General features: G+C 71.1%; 22 protein-coding genes. 12 read left to right on the forward strand and 10 right to left on the reverse strand.

Annotated features, from left to right (window positions below):
- Positions 1 to 342: 342 nt before the first annotated feature.
- Both coxB and ACFYPM_RS17540 read left to right on the forward strand, forming a co-directional pair.
- Positions 343 to 1,314, forward strand: coding sequence for a cytochrome c oxidase subunit II (gene coxB / locus ACFYPM_RS17535; protein ID WP_357245111.1), 972 nt, complete (start codon positions 343 to 345; stop codon positions 1,312 to 1,314).
- Between the two features lie 9 nt (positions 1,315 to 1,323).
- Positions 1,324 to 1,749: a cytochrome c oxidase subunit 4 gene (locus ACFYPM_RS17540; protein ID WP_387197551.1), complete on the forward strand. Its 426-nt coding sequence runs from the start codon at positions 1,324 to 1,326 to the stop codon at positions 1,747 to 1,749.
- Positions 1,750 to 2,020: 271 nt separating this feature from the next.
- On the opposite strand, the gene ACFYPM_RS17545 is transcribed toward ACFYPM_RS17540, so the two are convergent.
- From ACFYPM_RS17545 to ACFYPM_RS17560, 4 genes are all read right to left on the reverse strand, one after another.
- Positions 2,021 to 2,227, reverse strand: a complete 207-nt coding sequence (locus ACFYPM_RS17545) for a hypothetical protein (RefSeq protein WP_387197553.1) — start codon at positions 2,225 to 2,227, stop codon at positions 2,021 to 2,023.
- A 314-nt stretch (positions 2,228 to 2,541) separates the two neighbouring features.
- Positions 2,542 to 3,603: an anthranilate phosphoribosyltransferase gene (trpD, locus tag ACFYPM_RS17550; protein ID WP_387197556.1), complete on the reverse strand. Its 1,062-nt coding sequence runs from the start codon at positions 3,601 to 3,603 to the stop codon at positions 2,542 to 2,544.
- A gap of 90 nt (positions 3,604 to 3,693) precedes the next feature.
- The gene (locus ACFYPM_RS17555) at positions 3,694 to 4,089 is read right to left on the reverse strand and encodes a hypothetical protein (RefSeq protein ID WP_145779657.1); all 396 of its coding nucleotides are present in this window, start codon (positions 4,087 to 4,089) and stop codon (positions 3,694 to 3,696) included.
- Positions 4,090 to 4,197: 108 nt separating this feature from the next.
- Entirely contained in the window at positions 4,198 to 5,118 is a 921-nt protein-coding gene (locus ACFYPM_RS17560; RefSeq protein WP_387197560.1) for a cytochrome c oxidase assembly protein, read from the reverse strand.
- Between the two features lie 108 nt (positions 5,119 to 5,226).
- On the opposite strand from ACFYPM_RS17560, the gene ACFYPM_RS17565 reads away from it, so the two are divergent.
- The 5 genes from ACFYPM_RS17565 to ACFYPM_RS17585 all read left to right on the forward strand — a co-directional run bounded on the left by ACFYPM_RS17565 (position 5,227) and on the right by ACFYPM_RS17585 (position 10,396).
- Complete coding sequence (locus ACFYPM_RS17565; protein WP_357245119.1) at positions 5,227 to 5,826, forward strand: heme-copper oxidase subunit III; 600 nt, start codon at positions 5,227 to 5,229, stop codon at positions 5,824 to 5,826.
- Between the two features lie 70 nt (positions 5,827 to 5,896).
- Entirely contained in the window at positions 5,897 to 6,736 is an 840-nt protein-coding gene (locus ACFYPM_RS17570; RefSeq protein ID WP_387197563.1) for a cytochrome c, read from the forward strand.
- Between the two features lie 64 nt (positions 6,737 to 6,800).
- Complete coding sequence (locus ACFYPM_RS17575) at positions 6,801 to 7,889, forward strand: ubiquinol-cytochrome c reductase iron-sulfur subunit (RefSeq protein WP_387197567.1); 1,089 nt, start codon at positions 6,801 to 6,803, stop codon at positions 7,887 to 7,889.
- A complete protein-coding gene (locus ACFYPM_RS17580) occupies positions 7,886 to 9,517 on the forward strand; it encodes a cytochrome b N-terminal domain-containing protein (protein ID WP_387197570.1) in 1,632 nt (543 codons plus the stop codon). The genes ACFYPM_RS17575 and ACFYPM_RS17580 overlap by 4 nt, the downstream gene beginning before the upstream one ends.
- A 192-nt stretch (positions 9,518 to 9,709) precedes the next feature.
- Complete coding sequence (locus ACFYPM_RS17585) at positions 9,710 to 10,396, forward strand: DUF4142 domain-containing protein (RefSeq protein ID WP_387197573.1); 687 nt, start codon at positions 9,710 to 9,712, stop codon at positions 10,394 to 10,396.
- Positions 10,397 to 10,462: 66 nt separating this feature from the next.
- On the opposite strand, the gene ACFYPM_RS17590 is transcribed toward ACFYPM_RS17585, so the two are convergent.
- The 5 genes from ACFYPM_RS17590 to ACFYPM_RS17610 all read right to left on the reverse strand — a co-directional run bounded on the left by ACFYPM_RS17590 (position 10,463) and on the right by ACFYPM_RS17610 (position 15,984).
- A complete protein-coding gene (locus tag ACFYPM_RS17590; protein WP_355033408.1) occupies positions 10,463 to 10,750 on the reverse strand; it encodes an Lrp/AsnC ligand binding domain-containing protein in 288 nt (95 codons plus the stop codon).
- Positions 10,751 to 10,846: 96 nt separating this feature from the next.
- Positions 10,847 to 11,716, reverse strand: coding sequence for a sugar phosphate nucleotidyltransferase (locus ACFYPM_RS17595; RefSeq protein ID WP_387197576.1), 870 nt, complete (start codon positions 11,714 to 11,716; stop codon positions 10,847 to 10,849).
- Positions 11,713 to 12,255: an NUDIX hydrolase gene (locus ACFYPM_RS17600; RefSeq protein WP_387197579.1), complete on the reverse strand. Its 543-nt coding sequence runs from the start codon at positions 12,253 to 12,255 to the stop codon at positions 11,713 to 11,715. The genes ACFYPM_RS17595 and ACFYPM_RS17600 overlap by 4 nt, the downstream gene beginning before the upstream one ends.
- A gap of 53 nt (positions 12,256 to 12,308) precedes the next feature.
- Positions 12,309 to 14,102 (reverse strand): HD domain-containing protein, encoded by a 1,794-nt coding sequence (locus ACFYPM_RS17605; protein WP_357245210.1) that lies wholly within the window; start codon positions 14,100 to 14,102, stop codon positions 12,309 to 12,311.
- Positions 14,103 to 14,229: 127 nt separating this feature from the next.
- On the reverse strand, positions 14,230 to 15,984 hold the full coding sequence (locus tag ACFYPM_RS17610) for a DEDD exonuclease domain-containing protein (protein ID WP_387197582.1): 1,755 nt from the start codon (positions 15,982 to 15,984) through the stop codon (positions 14,230 to 14,232).
- A gap of 127 nt (positions 15,985 to 16,111) precedes the next feature.
- Between ACFYPM_RS17610 and ACFYPM_RS17615 the strand changes: the two genes are divergently transcribed.
- A complete protein-coding gene (locus tag ACFYPM_RS17615) occupies positions 16,112 to 17,581 on the forward strand; it encodes an NYN domain-containing protein (RefSeq protein WP_387197585.1) in 1,470 nt (489 codons plus the stop codon).
- Between the two features lie 163 nt (positions 17,582 to 17,744).
- Positions 17,745 to 18,464, forward strand: coding sequence for a DinB family protein (locus ACFYPM_RS17620; protein WP_387197588.1), 720 nt, complete (start codon positions 17,745 to 17,747; stop codon positions 18,462 to 18,464).
- Between the two features lie 75 nt (positions 18,465 to 18,539).
- Here the strand turns inward: ACFYPM_RS17620 and ACFYPM_RS17625 are convergent, their stop codons facing one another.
- A complete protein-coding gene (locus ACFYPM_RS17625; protein ID WP_387197591.1) occupies positions 18,540 to 18,887 on the reverse strand; it encodes a hypothetical protein in 348 nt (115 codons plus the stop codon).
- A 275-nt stretch (positions 18,888 to 19,162) separates the two neighbouring features.
- Between ACFYPM_RS17625 and ACFYPM_RS17630 the strand changes: the two genes are divergently transcribed.
- The 3 genes from ACFYPM_RS17630 to ACFYPM_RS17640 all read left to right on the forward strand — a co-directional run bounded on the left by ACFYPM_RS17630 (position 19,163) and on the right by ACFYPM_RS17640 (position 21,864).
- Positions 19,163 to 19,381 (forward strand): hypothetical protein, encoded by a 219-nt coding sequence (locus ACFYPM_RS17630; RefSeq protein WP_357245137.1) that lies wholly within the window; start codon positions 19,163 to 19,165, stop codon positions 19,379 to 19,381.
- A gap of 102 nt (positions 19,382 to 19,483) precedes the next feature.
- The gene (locus tag ACFYPM_RS17635) at positions 19,484 to 20,743 is read left to right on the forward strand and encodes a M48 family metallopeptidase (RefSeq protein WP_357245139.1); all 1,260 of its coding nucleotides are present in this window, start codon (positions 19,484 to 19,486) and stop codon (positions 20,741 to 20,743) included.
- Entirely contained in the window at positions 20,740 to 21,864 is a 1,125-nt protein-coding gene (locus tag ACFYPM_RS17640; RefSeq protein WP_387197594.1) for a glycosyltransferase family 4 protein, read from the forward strand. The genes ACFYPM_RS17635 and ACFYPM_RS17640 overlap by 4 nt, the downstream gene beginning before the upstream one ends.
- The last annotated feature ends 3 nt before the right edge of the window (positions 21,865 to 21,867 follow it).

Here is a 21,867-nt window from a genome sequence, read left to right on the forward strand (position 1 = left end):
TTTTGTTCGCGACTGCGGGGCTCGCAACCCCGGCTCACTCCTCGCGCTCACAGATCCGCCTTTTGTTCGCGACTGCGGGGCTCGCAACCCCGGCTCACTCCTCGCGCTCACAGATCCGCCTTTTGTTCGCGACTGCGGGGCTCGCAACCCCGGCTCGCTCCTCGCGCTCACAGATCGACACGGTATCGCGGCGGTATGCCCATCATCCCCCCAATGGGGGGTGGACAGTGACCCCACCACGGCCGAGCCCGCCATGGTCGAGTAATCTGCGACCGTCGGTGACGCCTTTGCCGCCGGTGCTGAGGAAAGACGCACCGCGGCGCGCTAGGGAGGCAGGACCAGGTGGTCGCAAGGAGTTCGGAGGTACGGCCGTCGGCCGTACGGCACAGCGCTTCGCCAGGGGTCGGTGGACGCCGGGGGCGTGGTGCTGGTCGGTTGGCCGGGCTCGGTCTCAGTGGCGTTGCGCTGCTGATCCTGCTCACGGGCTGTGATGTGGGCCAGGCGTTTGACGGCTTCGGTTGGCCGCAGGGCGGCATCTCGCCGGAGTCCAAGCGGATGTACGACCTGTGGATCGCCTCCTGCATCGCCGCGCTCGCGGTCGGCGTCTTCGTGTGGGGCCTGATCTTCTGGTGCGTCGTGCGCTACCGCAAGCGTGGCAACGCGCTGCCGGTGCAGACCCGGTACAACCTGCCGATGGAGTTCCTCTACACCATCGCGCCGATCCTGATCGTCTCCGTGCTCTTCTACTACACGGCGATCGTGCAGACCGACGTCGACAAGTTGTCGAAGAACCCGGACGTCACGGTCGAGGTCGTCGCCTTCAAGTGGAACTGGCAGTTCAACTACCGCGACGGCCAGGGCACGGAAGCCCGCACCACCGCGTCGACGCTCGGCACCAGCGAGGTCATCCCGGTGCTGGTGCTGCCGACCGGCCGGTCCATCCGCTTCGAGGAGACCAGCCGCGACGTCATCCACTCGTTCTGGGTGCCGGAGCTGCTGTTCAAGCGGGACGTCATGCCGGGCAAGATCCGCAACGTGTTCGAGGTTTCCAGCCTGGACGCCGAGGGCGCCTACGTCGGACGCTGCGCCGAACTGTGCGGCAGCTACCACGCGTTCATGAACTTCGAGCTGCGGGTGGTCTCGCCGGAAAAGTACGACCAGTTCCTGGCTGCCAAGCAGAGCGGCAAGTCGACCCAGGACGCGCTGACCCAGATCGGTGAGCAGCCGTACGCGGAGACCACGCAGCCGTTCGACACCCGGCGGACGCAGGACAACTTCAACCCGGACAAAGTTCCGGCCCGCACGGGAAGCTGAGGCAGCCGCATGAAGACCGAGTGGCGTATCTTCCTGGTCATCGCCGGGTTCCTCTTCGGTGCCACCATCCTCTACGGCGCCTGGACCAACGGTGCGTCCGGCGGCGTCGAGTGGGTTGGCACCGTGGCCCTGCTGCTGTCGTTCCTGCTCTGCTCGATGTGCGGCGGCTTCTTCTGGTTCGTCTCCCGCCGCATCGACCTGCGGCCCGAGGACCGTCCGGACGCCGAGATCGCCGACGGCGCTGGTGAGGTCGGCTTCTTCAGCCCGGGCAGCTACTGGCCGTTCGGTCTGGCGCTGGCCGCCGCGATCGCCGCGCTCGGCATGGTGTTCTGGCAGTTCTGGCTGATCGGTGCCGGTCTGTTGGCCGTCATCTTCGCCGCCTGCGGGTTGCTGTTCGAGTACTACAGCGGCACCCGGCGCACCGCCGAGCACTGATCCACCCGGTCGCCGTCGCGACCGACCCGTACGCCACGAAGGCCCGCCTCCCATTGGGAGCGGGCCTTCGTCGTGGGGGCGCTCGTCGTGGCGGGCCTTCGTCGTGGGGGCGCTCGTCGTGGCGGGCCTTCGTCGTGGGGGCGCCTTCGTCGTGGCGGGCCTTCGTCGTGGCGCGCGCCGGGCGGTGCTGCCCAGATGTTGGTGGTCTGGGTGCTGCGGCGCGGGTGCGGGGCGGTGCCGTTGGTGTGGTGCCGGTGCTGGGTGGTGAGTGTCAGGCGGCGTAGCGGTGGGTGGGCTGGTGGCGTCGGCGCTCAGCCAGCCGGGTGACCGAAAAGGTGAACGTGGCGATCACCACGGCGACGCCGCAGCCGGTGCAGATCAGCTCGGGACAGTCGGTGTCATGGCCGTCGACGCAGGGCGGCATCTCGAACGGCGTCACGTCCTGGCAGGCATCGCAGTAGAGCTCGCGGTGCGACACGGGTGTCTCCTTCTCACTCCAGGTGAACCGCCCCCGGATGCGACAACGACGCACAACGGAAGCGGAGAAGTACTCGCCTGTAGTTTTCCACCCGGGTCCGACAAATCTCCGCCGGGTGCCCCGGGAGGCCCGACACAGGCTGACCGCTGCCGCATGATCCACTCGACATCATTGAGGTCGGGGTGTCCAGGGCTGCCGGACAGCACCGATTCAAGGATCTTGAGTTGATCAAGGGTCGGGCGGCCGTCTGATACCCCGGGTTCAAGGACCCCGAGTCGATCAAGCGGTGGAGAGCGGCGGTGGCGGCGCTTCAGTCAGACGGGCGCCGGCCCGAGGGCGGCGGCGGTCTTGATCCAGCGGTCCAGGGTCGCGGCGGCCGCGCCGGAGTCGATCGACTCGGCCGCGCGGTTCATGCCCGCGCGAAGCGCCTCGGTCAGGTCGCCGTCGAGCGGACCCTGGGTGGCCAGCGCCGCGGCGGCGTTGACCAGCACCGCGTCCCGGACCGGACCCGTCTCACCGGCCAGCAGGCGACGGGCCACACCGGCGTTGTACGCGGCGTCACCGCCCCGCAGGTCCTGCAGGGTGGACCGGGGTACCCCCAGGTCCGTCGCGTCCAGCACGGCCTCGCGCACGGTGCCGCCCTGGGCCACCCAGACGCGAGTGGGTGCCGCCGTCGTGAACTCGTCCAGGCCGTCCTCGCCGCGCATCACGATCACCGAGTCGCCGCGGGCGGCGAAGACGCTCGCCATCACCGGGGCCATCCGGGCGTCGAAGCAGCCGACCGCGCCGGCACGGGGACGGGCCGGGTTGGTCAGCGGGCCGAGGAAGTTGAAGAAGGTGGGCACTCCCACCTCACGGCGGACCGGCCCGGCATGCCGCATGCCGGGGTGGTGTCGGGCCGCGAAGCAGAACCCGATGCCCGCCTCCTCGACGCAGCGGGCCACCTGTTCGGGGCCGAGATCCAGCGGGATGCCGAGGAACTCCAGCAGGTCGGCCGTGCCGCAGAGGGAGGAGGCGGCCCGGTTGCCGTGCTTCACCACGCGGACGCCCGTGCCCGCGACCACGAGCGCGGTCATCGTGGAGATGTTCACCGTGTGGGCAAGGTCACCGCCGGTGCCGACGACGTCGAGCGCGGTGCGGCGCACCTCCTCGGGAAGCACCACCGGCACCGCACGACCCAACATCGCCTCGACGAGACCGGCCAGCTCGGCCGGGGTCTCACCCTTGGCCCGCAGCGCGATGGCGAAGCCCGCGATCCGCGCCGCGCTCGCCGAACCGGTCATGATCTCGTCCATCGCCCACGCGGTGTCGGCGGTGGACAGCTCCTCGCCGTGCAGCAGCGAGCTGAGCAGGTGCGGCCAGGTCCGATCGCCCATGGCGGGCCTCCCGAGCGTGCGAAGTGCGGGTGGGCTGGAACGGGCGCCGGCGGATCCGGCGCCGCGACGGTGCCGGACAGCTGCGAGACGTCAGGCGGGTGCGTGCGTCCGCAGCAGCTCGGCCACCGTACCGCCGGTGGTCACCGGGTCGAGCGGGTGCACGAGCGTGGCGTCGACCTCGGCGTACGCGGCGAGCCATCGGTCGGCGGCGCGGGCGATCACCAGGCAGGTCGGGGGAGCGTCGTCCCGGTCGTCCTTGATCTGGCGGGCGATGCCGATGCCGCCACCCGGGCTCGCCTCACCGTCGAGCAGCAGCAGGTCGATCTCGTAGTCGTCGACCAGCCGGATGGTCTCCGCATAGGTCGACGCGTCGACGAACTCGATCTGCAGACCGGGCGCGGGCCGGGTGCCGACGGCCATCCGCATCCGATCACGGACCTGCGGGTCGTCGCTGTAGAGCAGGACGGTGCAAAGACGATCGCTCATGCCGGCACTCCGCTTCCAACCTCGTAGCTGCCCGCCGATCGTACCGGTCGACGTGACGTAGCCGACATCCCGCCCGGCGGCACCCGTCGGGCGTACCGTCCGGGCAGCTCAGGCGGGCGCGGCGTCGGCGGCGCGCTCGCGAGCCTCCTGGCGGTCCAGCTCGCGGTCGACCCGGCGGGCCTCCCGCTCGGACTGCTTGACCCACTGCACCACCAGCACGGCGAGCATGGTCACACTGACGAACTCACCACCGGCCCAGAGGATGCCGCCGGCGACCACCTGGTCCGCCTTGGGGTCGGACCAGCTCAGGTTGAGCGACGGGTACCAGTCGCCGCCGAAGAGCGTGGTGCTCTGCATGATGGTGAGGCCGAGCACCGTGTGGAACGGCACCGACAGCAGCATCAGGAGCGCACGCGCCGGGTACGGCCAGCGGCCGGGCAGCGGGTCGAGGCCGAGCAGCGGCCAGAAGAACACGCAGCCGGTCATGATGAAGTGCGCGTGCACCAGCTCGTGCGCCCAGGCGTGTTCGAGGGTGAAGCGGTACAGATCACTGAAGTACAACACGAACGGGTTGACCACGAAGATGGCGAACGCCACCAGCGGGAAGCTGTAGACCCGGGCGACGCGGCTGTGCACGATCGCCAGCAGGCGCTTGCGCGGCCCGACCGGCAGGGTGCGCAGGGCCAGGGTCATCGGCGCGCCCAGCGCCAGGAAGATCGGCGCCACCATGGACAGCACCATGTGCTGGACCATGTGCACGGACAGCAGCGCGGTGTCGTAGGCGTGCAGCCCGCTGACCGTGACCAGCGCGATGCCGCCCAGCCCGGGGCCGAGGAAGAACACGGTACGGGCGACCGGCCAGCGGTCGCCCCGCAGGCGCAGCCGGTACACCCCGTAGAGGTACAGGCCGGCGGCGAGCACCAGGCCGAGGGCCAGCCAGCTGTCCAGCCGGGTCTCGGTCAGCACCGCGCCGACGGTGAACGGCGGCGGGGCCGAGGTGGCGGCGAAGATCGGATCGACGTGCAGCACGCTTTTCAGGCTAGGCCAGGCGAACCGGACCCTGGCGGTCGGGCCACGGAAGGCGCAGGTTTGCCACCCCGCTGATGGGCGGCCCCGGTCAGGGGCAATAATGACGGCGTGACTGCGGCCCCAGCCATTGACAAGAGCCGGATCCACTCTCTGACCCGACCGAACATGGTCAGCGTCGGGACGATCGTGTGGCTCTCCAGCGAACTCATGTTCTTCGCGGCGTTGTTCGCGATGTACTTCTCGATCCGCGCGGCTGCGCCGGAGCAGTGGGAGAAGCACACCGAGGCGCTGAACATCCCGTACGCGACCACCTTCACGGTGATCCTGGTGCTGTCCTCCGTGACCTGCCAGCTCGGCGTCTTCGCGGCGGAGAAGGGCGACGTGCACGCGCTGCGGCGCTGGTTCACCGTCACCTTCGTGATGGGCCTGATCTTCGTGCTCGGCCAGCTGAACGAGTACCGGCACCTGGTCGAGGACGGCATCAAGATCAACGGAGACGGGTACGGGTCGGTGTTCTACCTGACCACCGGCTTCCACGGCCTGCACGTGACCGGCGGTCTGATCGCCTTCATCATCTTCATGGTCCGTACGACCATGGGCCGGTTCACTCCGGCGCAGGCGACCTCGGCGATCGTCGTGTCGTACTACTGGCACTTCGTCGACGTCGTGTGGATCGGGCTGTACGGCATGATCTACTGGCTTCAGTGATCTTGCGCGTCACGTTCCGTGCTGCTGCTCCGTCCCCTGAGACAGGTCCAACCGGTTAAGGACACCGCTCATGACTTCTGACAACGACCGCCGAGGCGGTCTGCTCGCGCGGCTGCGTGAGCGGCCCGCCGCGCGCAGCAGGGGCCGCCGCCGGCTGGGCGCCGCGGTCCGGCTGATCGCCGCGCTGATGCTCGCCGGCGGCGCCTACACCGTCTTCGCTCCCGGTGCCCAGGCGCAGGACAATCCGCAGCTGACCGGCGCCGCCGCCGAGGGCAAGGCGCTGTTCGACGTGAGCTGTGTGACCTGTCACGGCCGTAACGCCCAGGGCGTGGAGGGTCGCGGTCCGAGCCTGATCGGCGTCGGCGCGGCCTCGGTCGAGTTCCAGGTCAGCTCCGGGCGGATGCCGCTGGCCCGCCAGGAGGCCCAGGCGCACCGCAAGCCCCCGGTCTTCACTCCGGATCAGGTCACCCAGCTCGGCCAGTACATCCAGGAGCTCGGCGGCGGTCCGGTCGTGCCGGGCACCGAGGAGAACCTCCACGAGAACGGCAACGTCGCCGCCGGTGGCGAACTGTTCCGGATCAACTGCTCCCAGTGCCACGCCTTCGGTGGCGGCGGCGGTGCGCTCTCCTCGGGCAAGTTCGCCCCGAGCCTGCACCCGGCGACCGACCGGCAGATCTACGCGGCGATGCTGAGCGGCCCGCAGAACATGCCGGTGTTCGGTGACAACCAGATCACTCCGGAGCAGAAGGCGAACATCATCGCCTACATCCAGGAGACGCTGAAGCACGACCAGGACCCGGGCGGCTTCAACCTCGGCCGGTACGGCCCCTCCACCGAGGGTCTGGCGATCTTCCTGATCGGCATCGTGGCGCTCGTCTTCGCCAGCCTGTGGATTGCGGGCAAGTCGTGACCGAGCGGATCATCCGGTTCAGTGCTGTGGCGCCGCTCGGCGCCATTCGTAGCGAGGTGACGGCATGAGCACCCACACCGAGCACCAGGCCCCGCAGGGCCAGGAGCCGCTCGACGTGAACGACCCCAAGCTGACCCGTTTCGACGTCGTTCGCGAGGGCGCGCGTCGGGACGACATCGAGATCGTCCACTACGAGCCGCAGGTGCTGCCGGGCACCAAGGCGGAACGTCGGCTGACCCGCGTGGTCGCCGGGTTCTTCCTGATCACCGGCCTGGCCGCGACCGCGTTCCTGGCCATCTACATCTGGTGGCCGTGGCAGTACGAGGCGGGCCGTGGCGGCGACAAGTGGTACACGCCGCTGCTGGGCGCCACCCTCGGCATCGCCCTGCTCGCCGTCGGCTTCGGCATCCTGACCTGGGGCAAGAAGTTGCTGCCCAAGGAGGTCTCGATCCAGGACCGGCACGAGGGGCAGGTGGACTCCGAAGGCCGCACGATCACCGGCCAGACCATGCTCTACATGGCCGACGAGTTGGGTGTGAAGCGTCGTCCACTGCTCGGCATCTCGTTGCTGGCCGGCCTCGCGCCGGTCGCCGCGGTCGCGGCGGCGCCGCTGGTCGGTGGTCTGATCTCCCAGCCGCACAAGAAGAACCAGATGTTCACCACCGGATTCGCCTCGGCCAGCGGCGGCGAGCCGATCCGCCTGGTGCGCGAGGACGGCCGGCCGGTGCGCCCGGCAGACGTCAGCGTCGGTGGCCAGGTGACGGTCTTCCCCGGCATCGAGCACGGGGTGAGCAACACCCACGCCGACTCCCCGACGCTGCTGATCCACCTCCGGGACTCCGACGCGCAGGAGTCGCGTCAGGCCAACGAGAGGATCGGCCACGGCGACTACATGTGGGGCAACTACGCGGCCTTCTCCAAGATCTGCACGCACGCCGGCTGCCCGGCCAGCCTCTACGAGCAGCAGACCAACCGGCTGCTCTGCCCGTGCCACCAGTCCCAGTTCCTGATCACCAACAACGCCAAGCCGGTCTTCGGCCCTGCCAGCCGGCGGCTGCCGCAGCTGCCGATCGAGGTGGACTCCGAGGGTTTCTTCGTGGCGAAGTCCGACTACACTGAGACCGTCGGGCCTGATTTCTGGGAGCGGCCATGAAGCGTCGAAAGTTCGACCTGGCGGCGACGCCGGGCAAGGCTGCCGTGGGAGTGGACGACCGCTTCCAGGTGGCCACCCCGCTGCGCAAGCTGCTGAACAAGGTCTTCCCGGACCACTGGTCCTTCCTGCTCGGCGAGATCGCGCTGTTCTCGTTCATCGTGCTGCTGCTGACCGGTGTGTTCCTCACCTTCTTCTACGAGCCGGCGATGACCGAGGTGGTCTACAACGGCAGCTACGCGCCGTTGCAGGGCACGCCGATGTCCGCCGCGTACGCCTCCAGCCTGGACCTGTCGTTCGACGTCCGCGGTGGTCTGGTGATGCGGCAGATGCACCACTGGGCGGCGCTGCTGTTCATGGCCGCGATCGTCGTGCACATGCTGCGGGTCTTCTTCACCGGCGCCTTCCGCAAGCCGCGCGAGACCAACTGGATCATCGGTTCGCTGCTGTTCTGGGTCGGCTTCCTGGCCGGCTTCACCGGCTACTCGCTGCCGGACGACGGCCTGTCCGGCACCGGTCTGCGGATCGCCTCGGCGATCATGCTCTCCATCCCGGTGATCGGCACCTGGGTCACCTCGTCGATCTTCGGCGGCGAGTTCCCGGGCACGATCATCATCAGCCGGTTCTTCATCGCCCACGTGCTGCTCATCCCGGGTCTGCTGCTGGCGCTGATCAGCGTCCACCTCGGCCTGGTCTTCAAGCAGAAGCACACCCAGTGGCCCGGCCCCGGCCGGACCAACAACAACGTGGTCGGCGAGCGGATGTTCCCGCGGTACGCGCTGAAGCAGGGCGGCTTCTTCATGGTCGTCTTTGGCGTCATCGCGCTGATGGGCGGCCTGTTCCAGATCAACCCGATCTGGTTGTTCGGCCCGTACGAGGCGTGGGTGGTCTCCGCCGCCAGCCAGCCCGACTGGTACGTCATGTTCCTCGACGGCTCGACCCGACTCATGCCGGCCTGGGAGATCAACATCCCGCTCGGCGACGGGTACGTGATTCCGCCGCTGTTCTGGCCGACTGTCGTGCTGCCCGGCATCCTGGTGGGCCTGTCGACGATGTACCCGTTCCTGGAAGCTCGACAGCTCAAGGACCGCAAGAACCACAACCTGCTCCAGCGCCCCCGGGACGCTCCGGCGCGGACCGCGGTCGGTGCCATGGCCGTCTCGTTCTACGTCGTGCTGACGCTCTCCGGCGGCAACGACGTGATCGCCGACAAGTTCCAGATCAGCTTGAACGCGATGACCTGGGCCGGCCGGATCGGTCTGCTGGTGGTTCCGCCGCTGGCGTACTACGTGACGTACCGGCTCTGCCTGGGCCTGCAGCAGCACGACCGGGAGGTGCTGGCGCACGGCGTGGAGACCGGCATCATCCGGCGCATGCCAGACGGTCGGTTCGTCGAGGTGCACCAGCCACTCAGCGCGTCGAACGGGCACGCGGACGGCCACGGCGAGCTGGAGTACGTCGGCTGGGTCGTGCCGAAGAAGATGAACCGGCTCGGGGCACTCGGCCCGGCCATCCGGGGCTTCTTCTACCCGATCGAGAGGCCGGTCGAGGCGCCGGTCTCGCCGGGGCACCCGCCGGTCGAGCCCCGACCGGAACGCGAGGAGATCACCAGCGGCGACAGCCGCCGCTGACCGCCCAGACGCACCGTCACGGGGCGCCCGCCGGATTCCGGCGGGCGCCCCGTCGTATCCGTACCCCCCGCCCATCCGACCAGGAGTCGGACGGCCCTGATCGGACCGGTCGACCCCGCGCGACGGGCGATCGCAGGAATAACCCCGGTGAGCCGGGTATCCGTGCGGTCCAACGTCTCAAGGGGGGGAAGCATGTTGGGTATCAAACGCCTCGGCCTGTTGGCCGCGCTGGTACTTGTCGGTGTCGCGCCGGCTGCGGCCGCGCAGGCCGCGGCACAGCCGTCGACGCAGGACACCCAGTACCTGCAGGCGGTACACCAGGTCAACCTGTTCGAGATCACCGCGGGTGACCTGGCCCAGCAGAAGGGTCAGGACCAGGGGGTCAAGGACCTGGGCGCGATGCTGAAGACCGACCACACCCAGCTGGACCAGACGGTGCAGCAGACCGCGTCCCAGCTCGGGGTGGAACTGCCGAACGAGCCCAGTGCCGATCAGCAGGCGGTCATCGACAAGCTGAACAACGCCAGCGGGGCGGAGTTCGACCGGCTCTGGGTGACAAGTGAGCTGGCCGGCCACGTCCAGGCCATCCAGGCCACCCAGACGGAGATCTCGCAGGGCTCCGAGCAGTCGGTGGTCCAGTTGGCCCAGACGGCCCTGCCGACGCTGCAGGCGCACTATGACGAACTGGTGCAGCTCGCCAACAAGCTGGGCATCCCGGTTCCGCAGACCAGCGCCAGCGGTACACCCAGCCCGGGTGGCACCGGCACCGAGTCCCCGGCTCCGGGTGGCACCGGCACCGAGTCCCCGGCTCCGGGTGGCGGCACCACCGAGGCCCCGGCTCCGGGCACCACCGAAACGCCGGCTCCCAGCGTGAGCTGACGTAGCGACAGCAGACGGCCGGTCCACCCCCGCGGGTGGACCGGCCGCCGTGGGTGCGGTGGGTGGTCAGTCGGCGCTGGAGAGGCCGATCGCGAACGCCTCCTCCAGGTCGTGCTGGGAGTACGCCCGGAACGCGATGTGCGACTCGGTGTTGAGCACGCCCGGCACCTTGGAGATGCTGCCCGCGATGACCTGGGCGATCTGGTCGAACTCGCGGACCCGGACGATGGCGATGAGGTCGACGTGCCCGGCCACCGAGTAGACCTCGCTGACCCCGGAGAGGCTGGCCAGGGTCTCCGCCACCTCGGGGATCGCGTCGGTGGCACAGTCGATCAGCACGATGGCGGTGATCACGGGACATTTCTCCGTTCGTCGGCGTCGTCGCCCATGCTAGATGCTCCCCGGCGGCGCGGAGACCGGGTGTGCCCGCCGGCCCGCGCCGGACTCGGCTCAGGCGTGAGCGGTGGCGGCAACGGTCAGATCGTTCCCGGCCCGGATCACGTCCTGCAGCCGTTCGTCGTCGCGCACGGTCGCGCCCGGCCACACCACGCTGCGGAACACGTCGCCGTCCACCCGTGCGCCCGCGCCGACCACCGACTCCACGCAGCCACCGGTCACCGTGGCGGACCTGTCGACGAGGGTGCCGCCATGCGCGGCGTGCAGGTTGGCGGCCAGGTAGTCGGCGGGGGTGCCCGTGTCGTAGAAGGTGCCCGGGTAGGGCACCACCTCCAGCGCGCCCGCCGCCTCCGCCGGACGCCAGAGGGCGCGGACCAGGTCGGAGAAGACGACAGGCAGATCGCGGACGAGCCGCCAGGGCAGCAGCGAGAAGCCGGTGAAGTTGTGCCCGGCGAAGGTGCCGGGCGCCGCCGGGTCCGCGGCGGGCTGACCGAGCAGGCGTACGGTGTGGCCGTCCCACCCGTCGAGCAGTGCGGCCACGTCCGGGCCCGGCGAGGCGGCCGGGTCGGCGAGGTACGCGTCGGCGTTGCCGACCAGCACCGGCCGCCCGTCGATCCAGTCCCGCAGGTTGGCCACGCCACCCGCGGTGCCCAGTGGCTCGCCCGGCTCGACGGACAGGTGGGCGCGGTCGGCGACGTGCGCGACCACCTGGTCACCGAGATAGCAGGCGTTCACCGCGACCCGGGCGGGGCCGACCAGGCCGAGCCCCGCGACCCGTGCCAACGCCCGATCCAGCAGCGGGACGTTGCCCACCGGGCAGAGCGCCTTGGGCACCCGTTCGGTGAGCGGACGCAACCGGGTGCCCGCACCGGCGGCGAGCACCACCGCGCACAGCTCCGCCGGCACGGACGCCGTCGGGGTCATGGCAGGTCGTCGGGGATCGGGGGCGGGAACTGCCCGGCCAGCGGCCCGATGTCGTAGTAGGCGAGCAGCCGGGCCGTCGGCCAGGTCAGCTTGGGCAGGTCGTCCAGCGGGTGCCACGCGGCCTCGAAGACCTCCGCGCCGTCGACCGCCAGCTCGGTGCCGGACGCCGGCACCTCCGCCTCGAAGACCATGTCCACCCAGCCCTTGGCGTGCACGATCGCGTTCGGCACCGCCGGACGTAGCCGGGACGGGGGGAGTCGGACGCCGGACTCCTCGAACAGCTCGCGCGCCGCGCCCACCACCGGGGCCTCGCCGCGGTCCAGCAGGCCGGCGGGCAGTGACCAGCCCTTGCCGGGCGGCTGGCGCAGCATGAGCAGCCGTCCTGCGCCCGGTGCCTCGGAATCGCGGACCAGGGTGACCGCACCGACGATGTACTTCGGCATCGCCAGCTTGACCAGGCGCCGGCGCACCGGCAGCGGCAGCCGGTAGAAAGCCTGGTAGAAGATGGCCCGACCGGTGGCGCGGGAACGGGGGATCATGACTCCAGGCTAGTGGTCACGAATGTTCCTCGGACGCGCTGGGCCGGCCCCGGTCACTGTCGATGGTCGACCAGGTCGATGAGCTGGCGTACCACGGTGTCCGGTTCGATCACCCGGTCGAAGACCGCGACCAGCAGGGTCTCCAGGTCGGGATAGCCCAACTCCTCCGAGAGGCGCAACAGCGGCAGGTCGCTGGCGAGACCCCGGTTGTGCTGACGCAGGGTGAGCCCGATGGTCGCCCGACCCAGACGGACCTTGTCGCTGATCGTGATGCCCGGCTCGGTGTGCTCGGCGAACCACCTGTTGATCTGCATCTGGGCGTGTGGCGACTTGACGAAGCTCAACCACTCCCGCCGGGGGCCACGCGAGGCGACCCCGGCCTCGAATCCGTTGTCGCCGTCGTTCTCGGTGAAGATCTCCACCACGTCGCCCTCGTCCAGCTCCGAACTCAGCGGGGCCAGCCGACCGTTGATCCGCGCCGCGAGACAGTGGTCGCCCCGCTCGTTGCCCAGTTCGTACGCGAGGTCGACCGGGGTGGCGCCGCCCGGCAGCACGACCTGCCGACCCTCGGCGAAGACCTGGATCTGGCCCTCGGCGAGGTCGCAGCGCAACGACTCGAGGAACTGCGCCGGGTCGGCCGCGTCCGGCTCCCAGTCGAGCACCCGGCGCAGCCAGTCCAACTGCTCGGCGCGGGCCGCGGCGCTGCTGCTCCCCGAGCGGGGGAAGCGGAAGTCGGCGGCGATGCCGTACTCGGCGGAGCGGTGCATCTCCTGGTTGCGGATCAACACCTCCACCGTGCGGTCCTGGGGGCCGCGGACGCTGGTGTGCAGCGAACGGTAGAGGTTGTTCTTCGGTGAGGCGATGAAGTCCTTGAAACGCCCCGGGATGGGTCGCCAGGTGCCGTGGATCGCGCCCAGCGCGGCGTAGCAGTCGGTGGCCGGGCCGTCGACCACGACCACGATGCGGGGCAGGTCGAACGGGGCGGTGTGGCCGCCGGCGATGGTGTCCTTCCAGATCGAGTAGAGGTGCCGGGGGCGCGGGCTCACCTCGGCGTCGACCCGGCTGCGCTTCAGCGCCACCTTGGTCCGGGTGACCACGGCGTCGAGGTACGCGTCCCAGCCCGGCCGGTCGTGCACGTGCCGGGCCAGCCGGGCGTGCTCGTCCGGCTCCAGGTGCAGCAGCACCACGTCGTCCAGCTCGCGCTTGAGGGTCTGGATGCCCAGCCGGTCACAGAGCGGGACCAGCACCTCCTGGGTCTTGCGGGCGATGCGCTCCCGCGACGACGCCGAGCGCACCCCGAGGGTGCGCATGTTGTGCAGCCGGTCCGCCAGCTTGATGATCAACACCCGGACGTCCTTGGCGGCCGCCACGATCATCTTGCGGATCGTCTCCGCCTCGGCGGCCTTGCCGTAGAACGCCTTGTCGAACTTGGTCACCCCGTCGACCAGGTGGGCCACCTCGCCGCCGAAGTCCTCGGAGAGCGCCTGGAGGGTGTAACGGGTGTCCTCCACGGTGTCGTGCAGCAGCGCCGCGACCAGAGTGGTGGTGTCCATCCCCAGCTCCGCGCAGATCTGCGCCACCGCGAGAGGATGGGTGATGTACGGCTCACCGCTCTTGCGGAACTGCCCGCGGTGCATGTTTTCCGCGATCGTGTACGCACGTCGCAGCACCGCGGGATCGGTGCCGGCGTGGATGCCCCGGTGGGTGCGCACCAGTTGGGTGACCGGGTCGGAGTCGGTGGTCGGCCAGCTGAGCAACGACCGCAGCCGGCGGGCGAGCGGCAGCTCACCCGGCTGTGTCGGCAGGGCGCCCCCCAGGGCGGCGCCGTGTCCGGCGTCGACGTCCACGAGGGACACCTCCTCACCCCGGCTCCGCGACGCCGGAACCCGGCGGCGGGAGCAGGCCCACGAATCGGGCAGGACTACACTCCTCTAACAGCCTAAGCGAGTCGACGTAGTCCGATCGGTCAGTTGGTCATGAGCGTTCGGTCGAGAGTTGGTGAGACGCGCCGTTCTCGGCCTTCGCCAGCAGGTCACGGAACCGCCCCGCGCCGCCCACCGGGGATGACCAACCGGAGGACATCTCGACCAGTCGGGTCTCCGGTCGTTCCAACCAGGACAGGATCCGCTCGGACTCCTCGGCGGTCGCCGCCGGCACCGGGCCGTGCCCGCCGGCCACCGTTTCGGCAGTGGCCCGGATGGTGGCCAGCGTGGGTCGCGGGTGCGCGCCGGGCGGGGACACCCCCGCGCCGGCCAGCCGGCCGTGCCGCACCAGCGCCAACTCCCAACCGCCCCGGGCGGCCGGCCGGGCCGCGGCCAGCTCGACGATCCCGGTCAGCGCGGCCAGCCGCTGCATCCGCACGGTGGCCCGCAGCACCGCCGCCAGCCGGAATCGCACCACCGCGGCCTCCTCGTAGCGCTGGTCGGCCGAGAGCACGTCGATTCGGGCGAGCAGTGCGTCCACCACCGGCTGCGGGTCACTTGTCGTGGCGGTGCGGAAGGGCCGGGCCGCGCTGTCGTCGTACTCCTCGGGGGTGATCTTGTGTTCGCAGGGCGCCGGGCAGCGACCCAGCTCGGCCAGCGCGCAGGCCGGCGTGACGGTGCGCAGCGAGAGCCGGTGCGTGCACTGGCGCAGCGGCACGGCGTCGTGGAAACCGGCGGCGGCCAGCTCCGCGGCCCGCCGGGAGGTGAACGGGCCGAGGTACGCGGTGTCGGTGGGGGAGAGGTCGCGGACGATCGAGAGCCGAGGATAGGGACCGTCGGTCAGCTTGAGCCAGACCACCCGCTCCGGGTATTTCGACCGTCGGTTGTACGGCGGGGCGTGCGCGGCGATCAACCGCAGCTCACGGACCTCCGCCTCCAGCGAGTGCGCGCACTCCACCGCCTCGACCCGCTCGGCCGCCGCCAGCATCTCGGAGATGCGGGCGCGCTTCTCCCCGGCGGTGAAGTAGCTGCGCACCCGGGTGGCGATGTCGACGGAGGTGCCCACGTAGAGCGGACGGTCGTCGGCGGCCCGGAAGATGTAGACCCCCGGGACCTTGGGCAGCCCCTCGGCCAGGTGCCGTTTGCGGCGTTGGGTCGGGGTGACCGCGCGGGCGAACTCGATGGCGTCGCCGACCGTGTCCACCCGGTGCCCGCCGAGCCGACCGATCAGCCCGTGCAGCACGTCGACCGTCGCCTTCGCGTCGTCGAGGGCCCGGTGGGTGGGCTGGGTGGCGGTGCGGAAGTAGGCGGCCAGGGTGCCCAGCTTGCGGTTGGGCACCTCGTCTCGGGTCAGTACCCGGCGGGCCAGCGCCGCCGTGTCCAGGACCCGGGGGTTGGGCCAGCGGTAGCCGTGCTTGGCGCAGGCCGCCTTGAGGAAGCCCACGTCGTAGGGGGCGTTGTGGGCCACCAGCACCGCGTCGGCGATGAACTCCAGGAAGCTGGGCAGCACCTGCTCGATCGGCGGCGCCGGCACCAGCATCGCCTGGGTGATGCCGGTCAGCACGGTGATGAACGGCGGGATCGGCTGCCCCGGGTTGACCAGGGTGGCCAACACCCCCAACTGCTCGCCACCGCGCACCCGGACCGCGCCGATCTCGGTGATGCCGCCGCCGTCCGGCGCACCGCCGGTGGTCTCCAGGTCGACCACCACGAAGGTGGTCGCGTAGAGCGGCAACGCCGGGTCCACCCCGCCCACCGTCGGGTCGAGACCGGCCAGTGACTCCTGGACGTACTCCGCCTGTGCCATCGGCGGCACGCTAGCGCGTCGGTCCGACACTCGCGTCGCAGCCGTCCCACCAGTCACCATGGGGCTAGGATGAGAGATCGGCTCACTCACCGGGCGGTGGGCCCGGTCGCGGTGGGAGACTTGCCACATGCCCCTCACCGAGCCGTCCGACGACCACCTCCCGCAGGAGGATCTGGTCGCGCTCGACGGGGCCGTCAGCAACCCGGACGACAACGTAGTCAGCGCGACATCCGACGCATCCGACCCAACCACGGCGGGCGACGGCGCGGCTGGTGAGCCGGAGCCGACGCTGCCCGAGCCGACGCTGCCGGAGCCGGTCCGGCAGCGGATCGTGACGCTGACCGCCACGGTCCTGCCCACCCTGCCCGCCGACGAGGTGCCGGTGCCGTTGCGGCGGGTGGCCAAGTTCGCCCCGAACCGGCGGGCCCGGCTCGGCGCGCCGGCCATCGCCGCCCAGCTCACCGCCGACCCGCTGTTCCGGCAGCGGGTCACCGCCCGGGTCCTGGCCGACGCCGGCGACCTCGGGGCCGCCGTCGTCGAGGGCACCGCGCCCGCCGCCGCCGACCCGGTCGAGGTCGCCGCGCTGGCCTACCTGGCCCGGCCGCGTGGCTGGCGGGAGCTGATCGACGCCAGCGGTGCCGCCGTGCGTGCCGAGGCGGACAGCGCGGTCGTCGCCGAGCTGGTCCGCGAGGCCGAGCAGCGGGCCACCCGCGCCGAACACGACCGGGCGGTGGCCCGGGTCGAGGCGGAGAAACTGCGCGACGAGCTGGCCCGCGTCCGCGAGGAACTGGGTCAGCTCCGTGAGGAGTCCCGGCAGGTCGCCCGCACCCTGCGGGAGACCCAGGCCCGTGAACGCAAGGCCACCGAACTGCTGGCCACCGAGCGCGGCCGGGCCGCGCGCGCCAGCGCCGACGTCGACGCCGAGCTGCGCCGTGCCCGCGCCCGACTGGCGGAGGCGGAGGCGGCCGCCGGGGTGGCCCGGGCCAGCGCCAAGGAAGCGCGCTCGGTCGACGACGCCCGGCTCTGGCTGCTGCTGGAGACCATCGGTCAGGCCGCCGTCGGGCTGCGCCGCGAGCTGGCGCTCGACCCGGTCGACAAACTCCCCGCCGACTTCGTCGCCGACGCGTTCGCCGAGCAGCCGGGCACCGCTGCGGCCAGCCCCGCCGCACGTGCCCGCGACACCGACGACCCGGCTCGACTCGACCAACTGCTCGCTCTGCCCCGGGCACACCTCGTGGTGGACGGCTACAACGTCACCAAGCGCGGCTTCGGCGAGATGTCCCTGGAGCAGCAGCGCAAACGCCTGATCACCGGGCTGGGCGGGATCGCCGCGCAGACCGGTGACGAGATCACCGTGGTCTTCGACGGCGCCGAGCGGATGCACGGGCTGCCGCCCGCGCCGCGCGGCGTCCGGGTGCTGTTCTCCCGCAAGGGCGAGACCGCCGACGAGCTGATCCGGCGGCTGGTCCGCGCCGAGCCGGCGGGGCGGCCGGTGGTGGTGGTCTCGTCCGACCGTGAGGTCGCCGACGGGGTACGCCGGCACGGCGCCTACCCGCTGGGTGCCGACTCGCTGCTGCGGCGGCTCGCCCGCTCCTGACCATGATCGACACGAGCTCCATGATGTCGGGGCGTCCGACCGCGTCGGACGATCCGATTCCCGTGAACTCGAGTCGATCTCGCCCCGAGGTGACACGTCGACCCGGATTCCTGACGTAACGTGCGGGCCAGCGTTGCCGCTGTCGCCGACGGAGGAGGTCGCCATGACCCAGGACAACGTCAAGGTCTTCGTCGACAAGGACCTGCGACGTGCCCGGTTCACCAGGTCGACACTTGCCGGTGCGGTCATGCGCGGCGTCGACGTGAACGGCCTGGACATCGATGCGCCGTGGCTGGCCGAGGGCACGCTCCTGGTCAACGGGGTCGATGTCGCGCCGCTGGTCGAGGCCGAGCTCAACCGACGATTTCCCGGGCGCGAGCTCCGGCAGGCCGAGGATCCGGACGGTCTCCGCCTGGCGTGGGCGGCGATCGAGGAGGCCTGGGCGTCCGCAGTAGACCAGGTCCGATCGATGCCCCCCGGCGCGGTCGACGTATCCATCGACGGGGAGTGGTCGTTCGCGCAGACGCTGCGCCATCTCGCGTTCGCCGCCGACGCCTGGCTGGGCAGGGCGATCCTGCGCCTGCCGCAGCCCTTCCACCCATTCGGGCAACCAGATGCCGAGTACGAGGCCGAGGGCTTCGACATGTCGATCTTCGCCACGGAGCAGCCGACGTTCGCCGAGACCCTGAGGGTGCGGGCCGAGCGGCAGGCGATGGTGCGCGACCTCGTCGCGACCGTCACACCGGACCAGCTCGCCGAGCCTCGGCCGGCCGCCTGGTGGCCCGAGCAGCAGGTGACCGTCCTGCACTGCCTTCACGTGATCTTCGACGAGGAGTGGCAGCACCTCCGCTTCGCACTGCGTGACCTCGACGCGCAGGGCTGAGGGGGAAACGCGATCGGGCCGCAGACCGGCGCGGGTGGGGCTGGTTGCGGTGTCCGGGCCTTGGGGGCGGGCGCGCTAGTCCGCGAAGTGGTCACCGATGCGGATCTCGTCGTACCGGGTTTTCGGCACGCACGAGTTCCTGTCCCGGCCGCTGTCGGTGACGTAGGTGACCCGGTAGCAGGTCCGCAGGCGGCACATCTGGCCTTTGCGGTTGCAGACGGACGTCGAGGTCACCTCCTTGCCCGAGACGGTGCCGACGGTGTCACCACGCGCCCACCACGCGATCAGTCCGATCGCCACGGCCAGTGCGCAGACGATCCCCACCACCGCGATGATCGGCCTTCTCGCCGCCCCGCTGCGGCGGCGTGGCAGCACCTCGCCGCCCGGATGCTCCGACGAGGGACGGCCGTCTTCCTCGGTCACCCACCCACCCCCGATGTCACGGCCTCACCGTAGGAGGTCGTCGCAACGGTGCCGCCGTGACCGCGACCGGTCGGTCGACACGGAATTGGGAACGTCGGGGTGTCCGGCCGGTCGGGATAGGCCGATATCGCTGATCTGGAGTGGATCTCGCCCCCAAACGGACGGTCGGGCGCGGTTTCTGTCGTACCCGGTGGCTAGCGTCGATGTGACCGACGGTGCTCGGCCGGCGACGACAGGGTGCGCCGACCGCGCGTCACGAGCGATCAGGAGGCGTGATGCTCATCGACTGCGACGGGTGCGCGAAGCGGGACGCCGGCTGTTCCGGCTGCCCGCTCACCGCCCTGTTCGACGAGACGTCCCCGGCCGCCGGGCTGGTCGCCGCCGAGGTGGAGGCGATCGAGGTGCTCGCCCGCGCCGGTTTCGACGTGGAGGTGTTGGCCGCGCCCACGCGTACCGCGGCGGCTCGCCGCCGTGCTGTCCGCCGGATCGCCTGAGCGCGACACCGTGCCCGGAAGCGGGCTTCTCGCGGACCATAGGATGAGCGGTCACGGCGGGAGGAGCGGCGCGATGAGCGGGGTACGACGGGCGGTGACGCGGTGACTCCGCGCGGGTGGGCGCTACTGACCCTGGCCGGGCTGACCATCGCGCTTGTCGTGATCGCCGCGCTGCTCATCCCGTGGCACCGACCGCCGGCCCCGCGGGCCGACCAGCTTGCCGCGCTGCGTGACCTGCCGGCCGAGCAGGTGGCCAAGGGGCGGGAGTTCCGAGCCGCGCTGCGTCCGGGCGGTTACACCGCGCTCGCCGTGGGGCTGCTCGTCGCTCTCGCGCTCGGGCTGACCCCGCTGGGCAGTCGCCTGGTCGAGCTGGTGGGCCGGCCGTTCGGTGGGCACTGGGTCGCGCAGGCGGTGCTCGGCGGGCTGGCCGTGATGCTCGTCGCCGACCTGGTGACGCTGCCGTTCGCCGCCTGGCGCCAGAGCGTACTCACCCGCTACGGGCTGAGCACCAACGGCTGGAGTGGCTGGGCGGTCGACCTGCTGAAGTCGTACGCGGTCAGCGCGGTGATCGGCGCGGTGGCGCTCGTCGGCTTCTACGCGGTGATCCGGTTCGCGCCGCGCTGGTGGTGGGCGTTCGGTGCGGCGGGTGCGGCGCTGCTGGTGGTGCTGCTGTCGTTCGTGCTGCCGGTGCTGGTGGAGCCGGTGTTCAACAAGTTCACGCCGATGGAGCAGGGTCCGCTGCGTACCGAGCTGATGAGCATGGCCGCCCGCGACGGGGTGCCGGTGCGCGACGTGCTGGTCGCCGACGCGTCCCGGCGCACCAAGGCGGTCAACGCGTACGTCTCCGGTCTCGGGCCGACCCGTCGGGTGGTCGTCTACGACACGCTGCTGCGCGAGGCGACCCCGGCCGAGGTGACCGCCGTGGTCGCGCACGAGCTTGGGCACGCAAAGGACTCCGACGTGACGGTGGGCACGCTGACCGGGGCGCTGGGCGCCGCGGCGGCCGTGGTGGCGCTCTATCTGCTCGGCTCGTGGGGGCCACTGCTGCGGCTGGCCGGCGTCGACTCGGTCGCCCAGCCACGCGCGTTTCCGTTACTGCTGGCACTCGTCACGGTGGCCGGCCTGGTCGCCGCGCCGGTGCAGGCGCTGATGTCGCGACGGGTGGAGGCGCGGGCCGATGCGCACGCGCTCGCGCTGACCCGCGACCCGCAGGCGTTCGAGTCGATGCAGCGCCGGCTCGGGTCGGTCAACCTCGGCGACCCCGATCCGCCACGCTGGGAATACCTCTACTCGGCATCGCATCCGTCCACCGTCGAGCGGATGGCCGCCGCGCGCGCGTACGCCCGGGAGGCCGGCCGATGAGCCGCACGCTGTTGATCACCAACGATTTCCCGCCCCGTCCGGGCGGCATCCAGTCCTTCGTGCACAACCTCGCGGTGCGGCAACCGGCCGGTTCGGTGGTCGTCTACGCGTCGAGCTGGCGGGGGGCCGAGAAGTTCGACGCCGACCAGCCGTTCGAGGTGATCCGGGAACGCACCCGGGTGCTGCTGCCCACCCCGTTGATCGCCCGCAGGGCGGCGCGGTTGGCGCGCGCGTACGACTGCGACACGGTGTGGTTCGGCGCGGCGGCCCCCCTGGGGTTGCTCGCCGCCGGGCTGCGTCGGCGTGCCGGCGTACGCCGGGTGGTGGCGCAGACCCACGGCCACGAGGTTGGTTGGGCGGCGTTGCCGGCCGCCCGGCCGGCGCTGCGGCGCATCGGTCGAGGTGTGGATGTCACCACCTATCTCGGCGAGTACACCCGCAGTCGGCTGGCCCGCGTGCTGAACGGGGTGACCGAGCTGCGCCGGCTCGCCCCGGGGGTCGATGTGGACACCTACCACCCGACCGTGGACGGCGAGCAGGTCCGGGCCCGGCTCGGGTTGACCGACCGTCCGGTGGTGGTCTGTGTGTCCCGGCTGGTGCCGCGCAAGGGTCAGGACATGCTGATCCGGGCGCTCCCGGAGATCCGCCGCCGGGTGCCCGAAGCGGCACTGCTGATCGTCGGCGGTGGTCCGTACCGGGCGACCCTGGAGAAGCTGGCCCGACAGACCGGTGTGGAGCGGGACGTGGTGTTCACCGGCTCGGTGCCGTCGGCCGAGTTGCCGGCGCACTACGCGGCCGGCGACGTCTATGCGATGCCGTGTCGCACCCGTAACCGGGGGCTCGACGTGGAGGGGCTGGGCATCGTCTACCTGGAGGCGTCCGCGACCGGCCTGCCGGTGGTGGCCGGTGACTCCGGGGGCGCACCGGACGCGGTCCGGGAGGGGGAGACCGGTTACGTCGTACGCGGGCGCGACGTCGCCCAGCTCGCCGACCGGGTGGCCCGTCTGCTCGCCGATCGGGACCTGGCCCGCCAACTGGGCGCTGCCGGCCGGGCCTGGGTGGAGCGGGAGTGGCGCTGGGAGGCGCAGGCGGAACGGATGGCGGCGCTGCTCGCCGGTTGATCG

The sequence above is a fragment of the Micromonospora sp. NPDC005203 genome, from assembly GCF_042872705.1.
Classification (GTDB): Bacteria; Actinomycetota; Actinomycetes; order Mycobacteriales; family Micromonosporaceae; genus Micromonospora.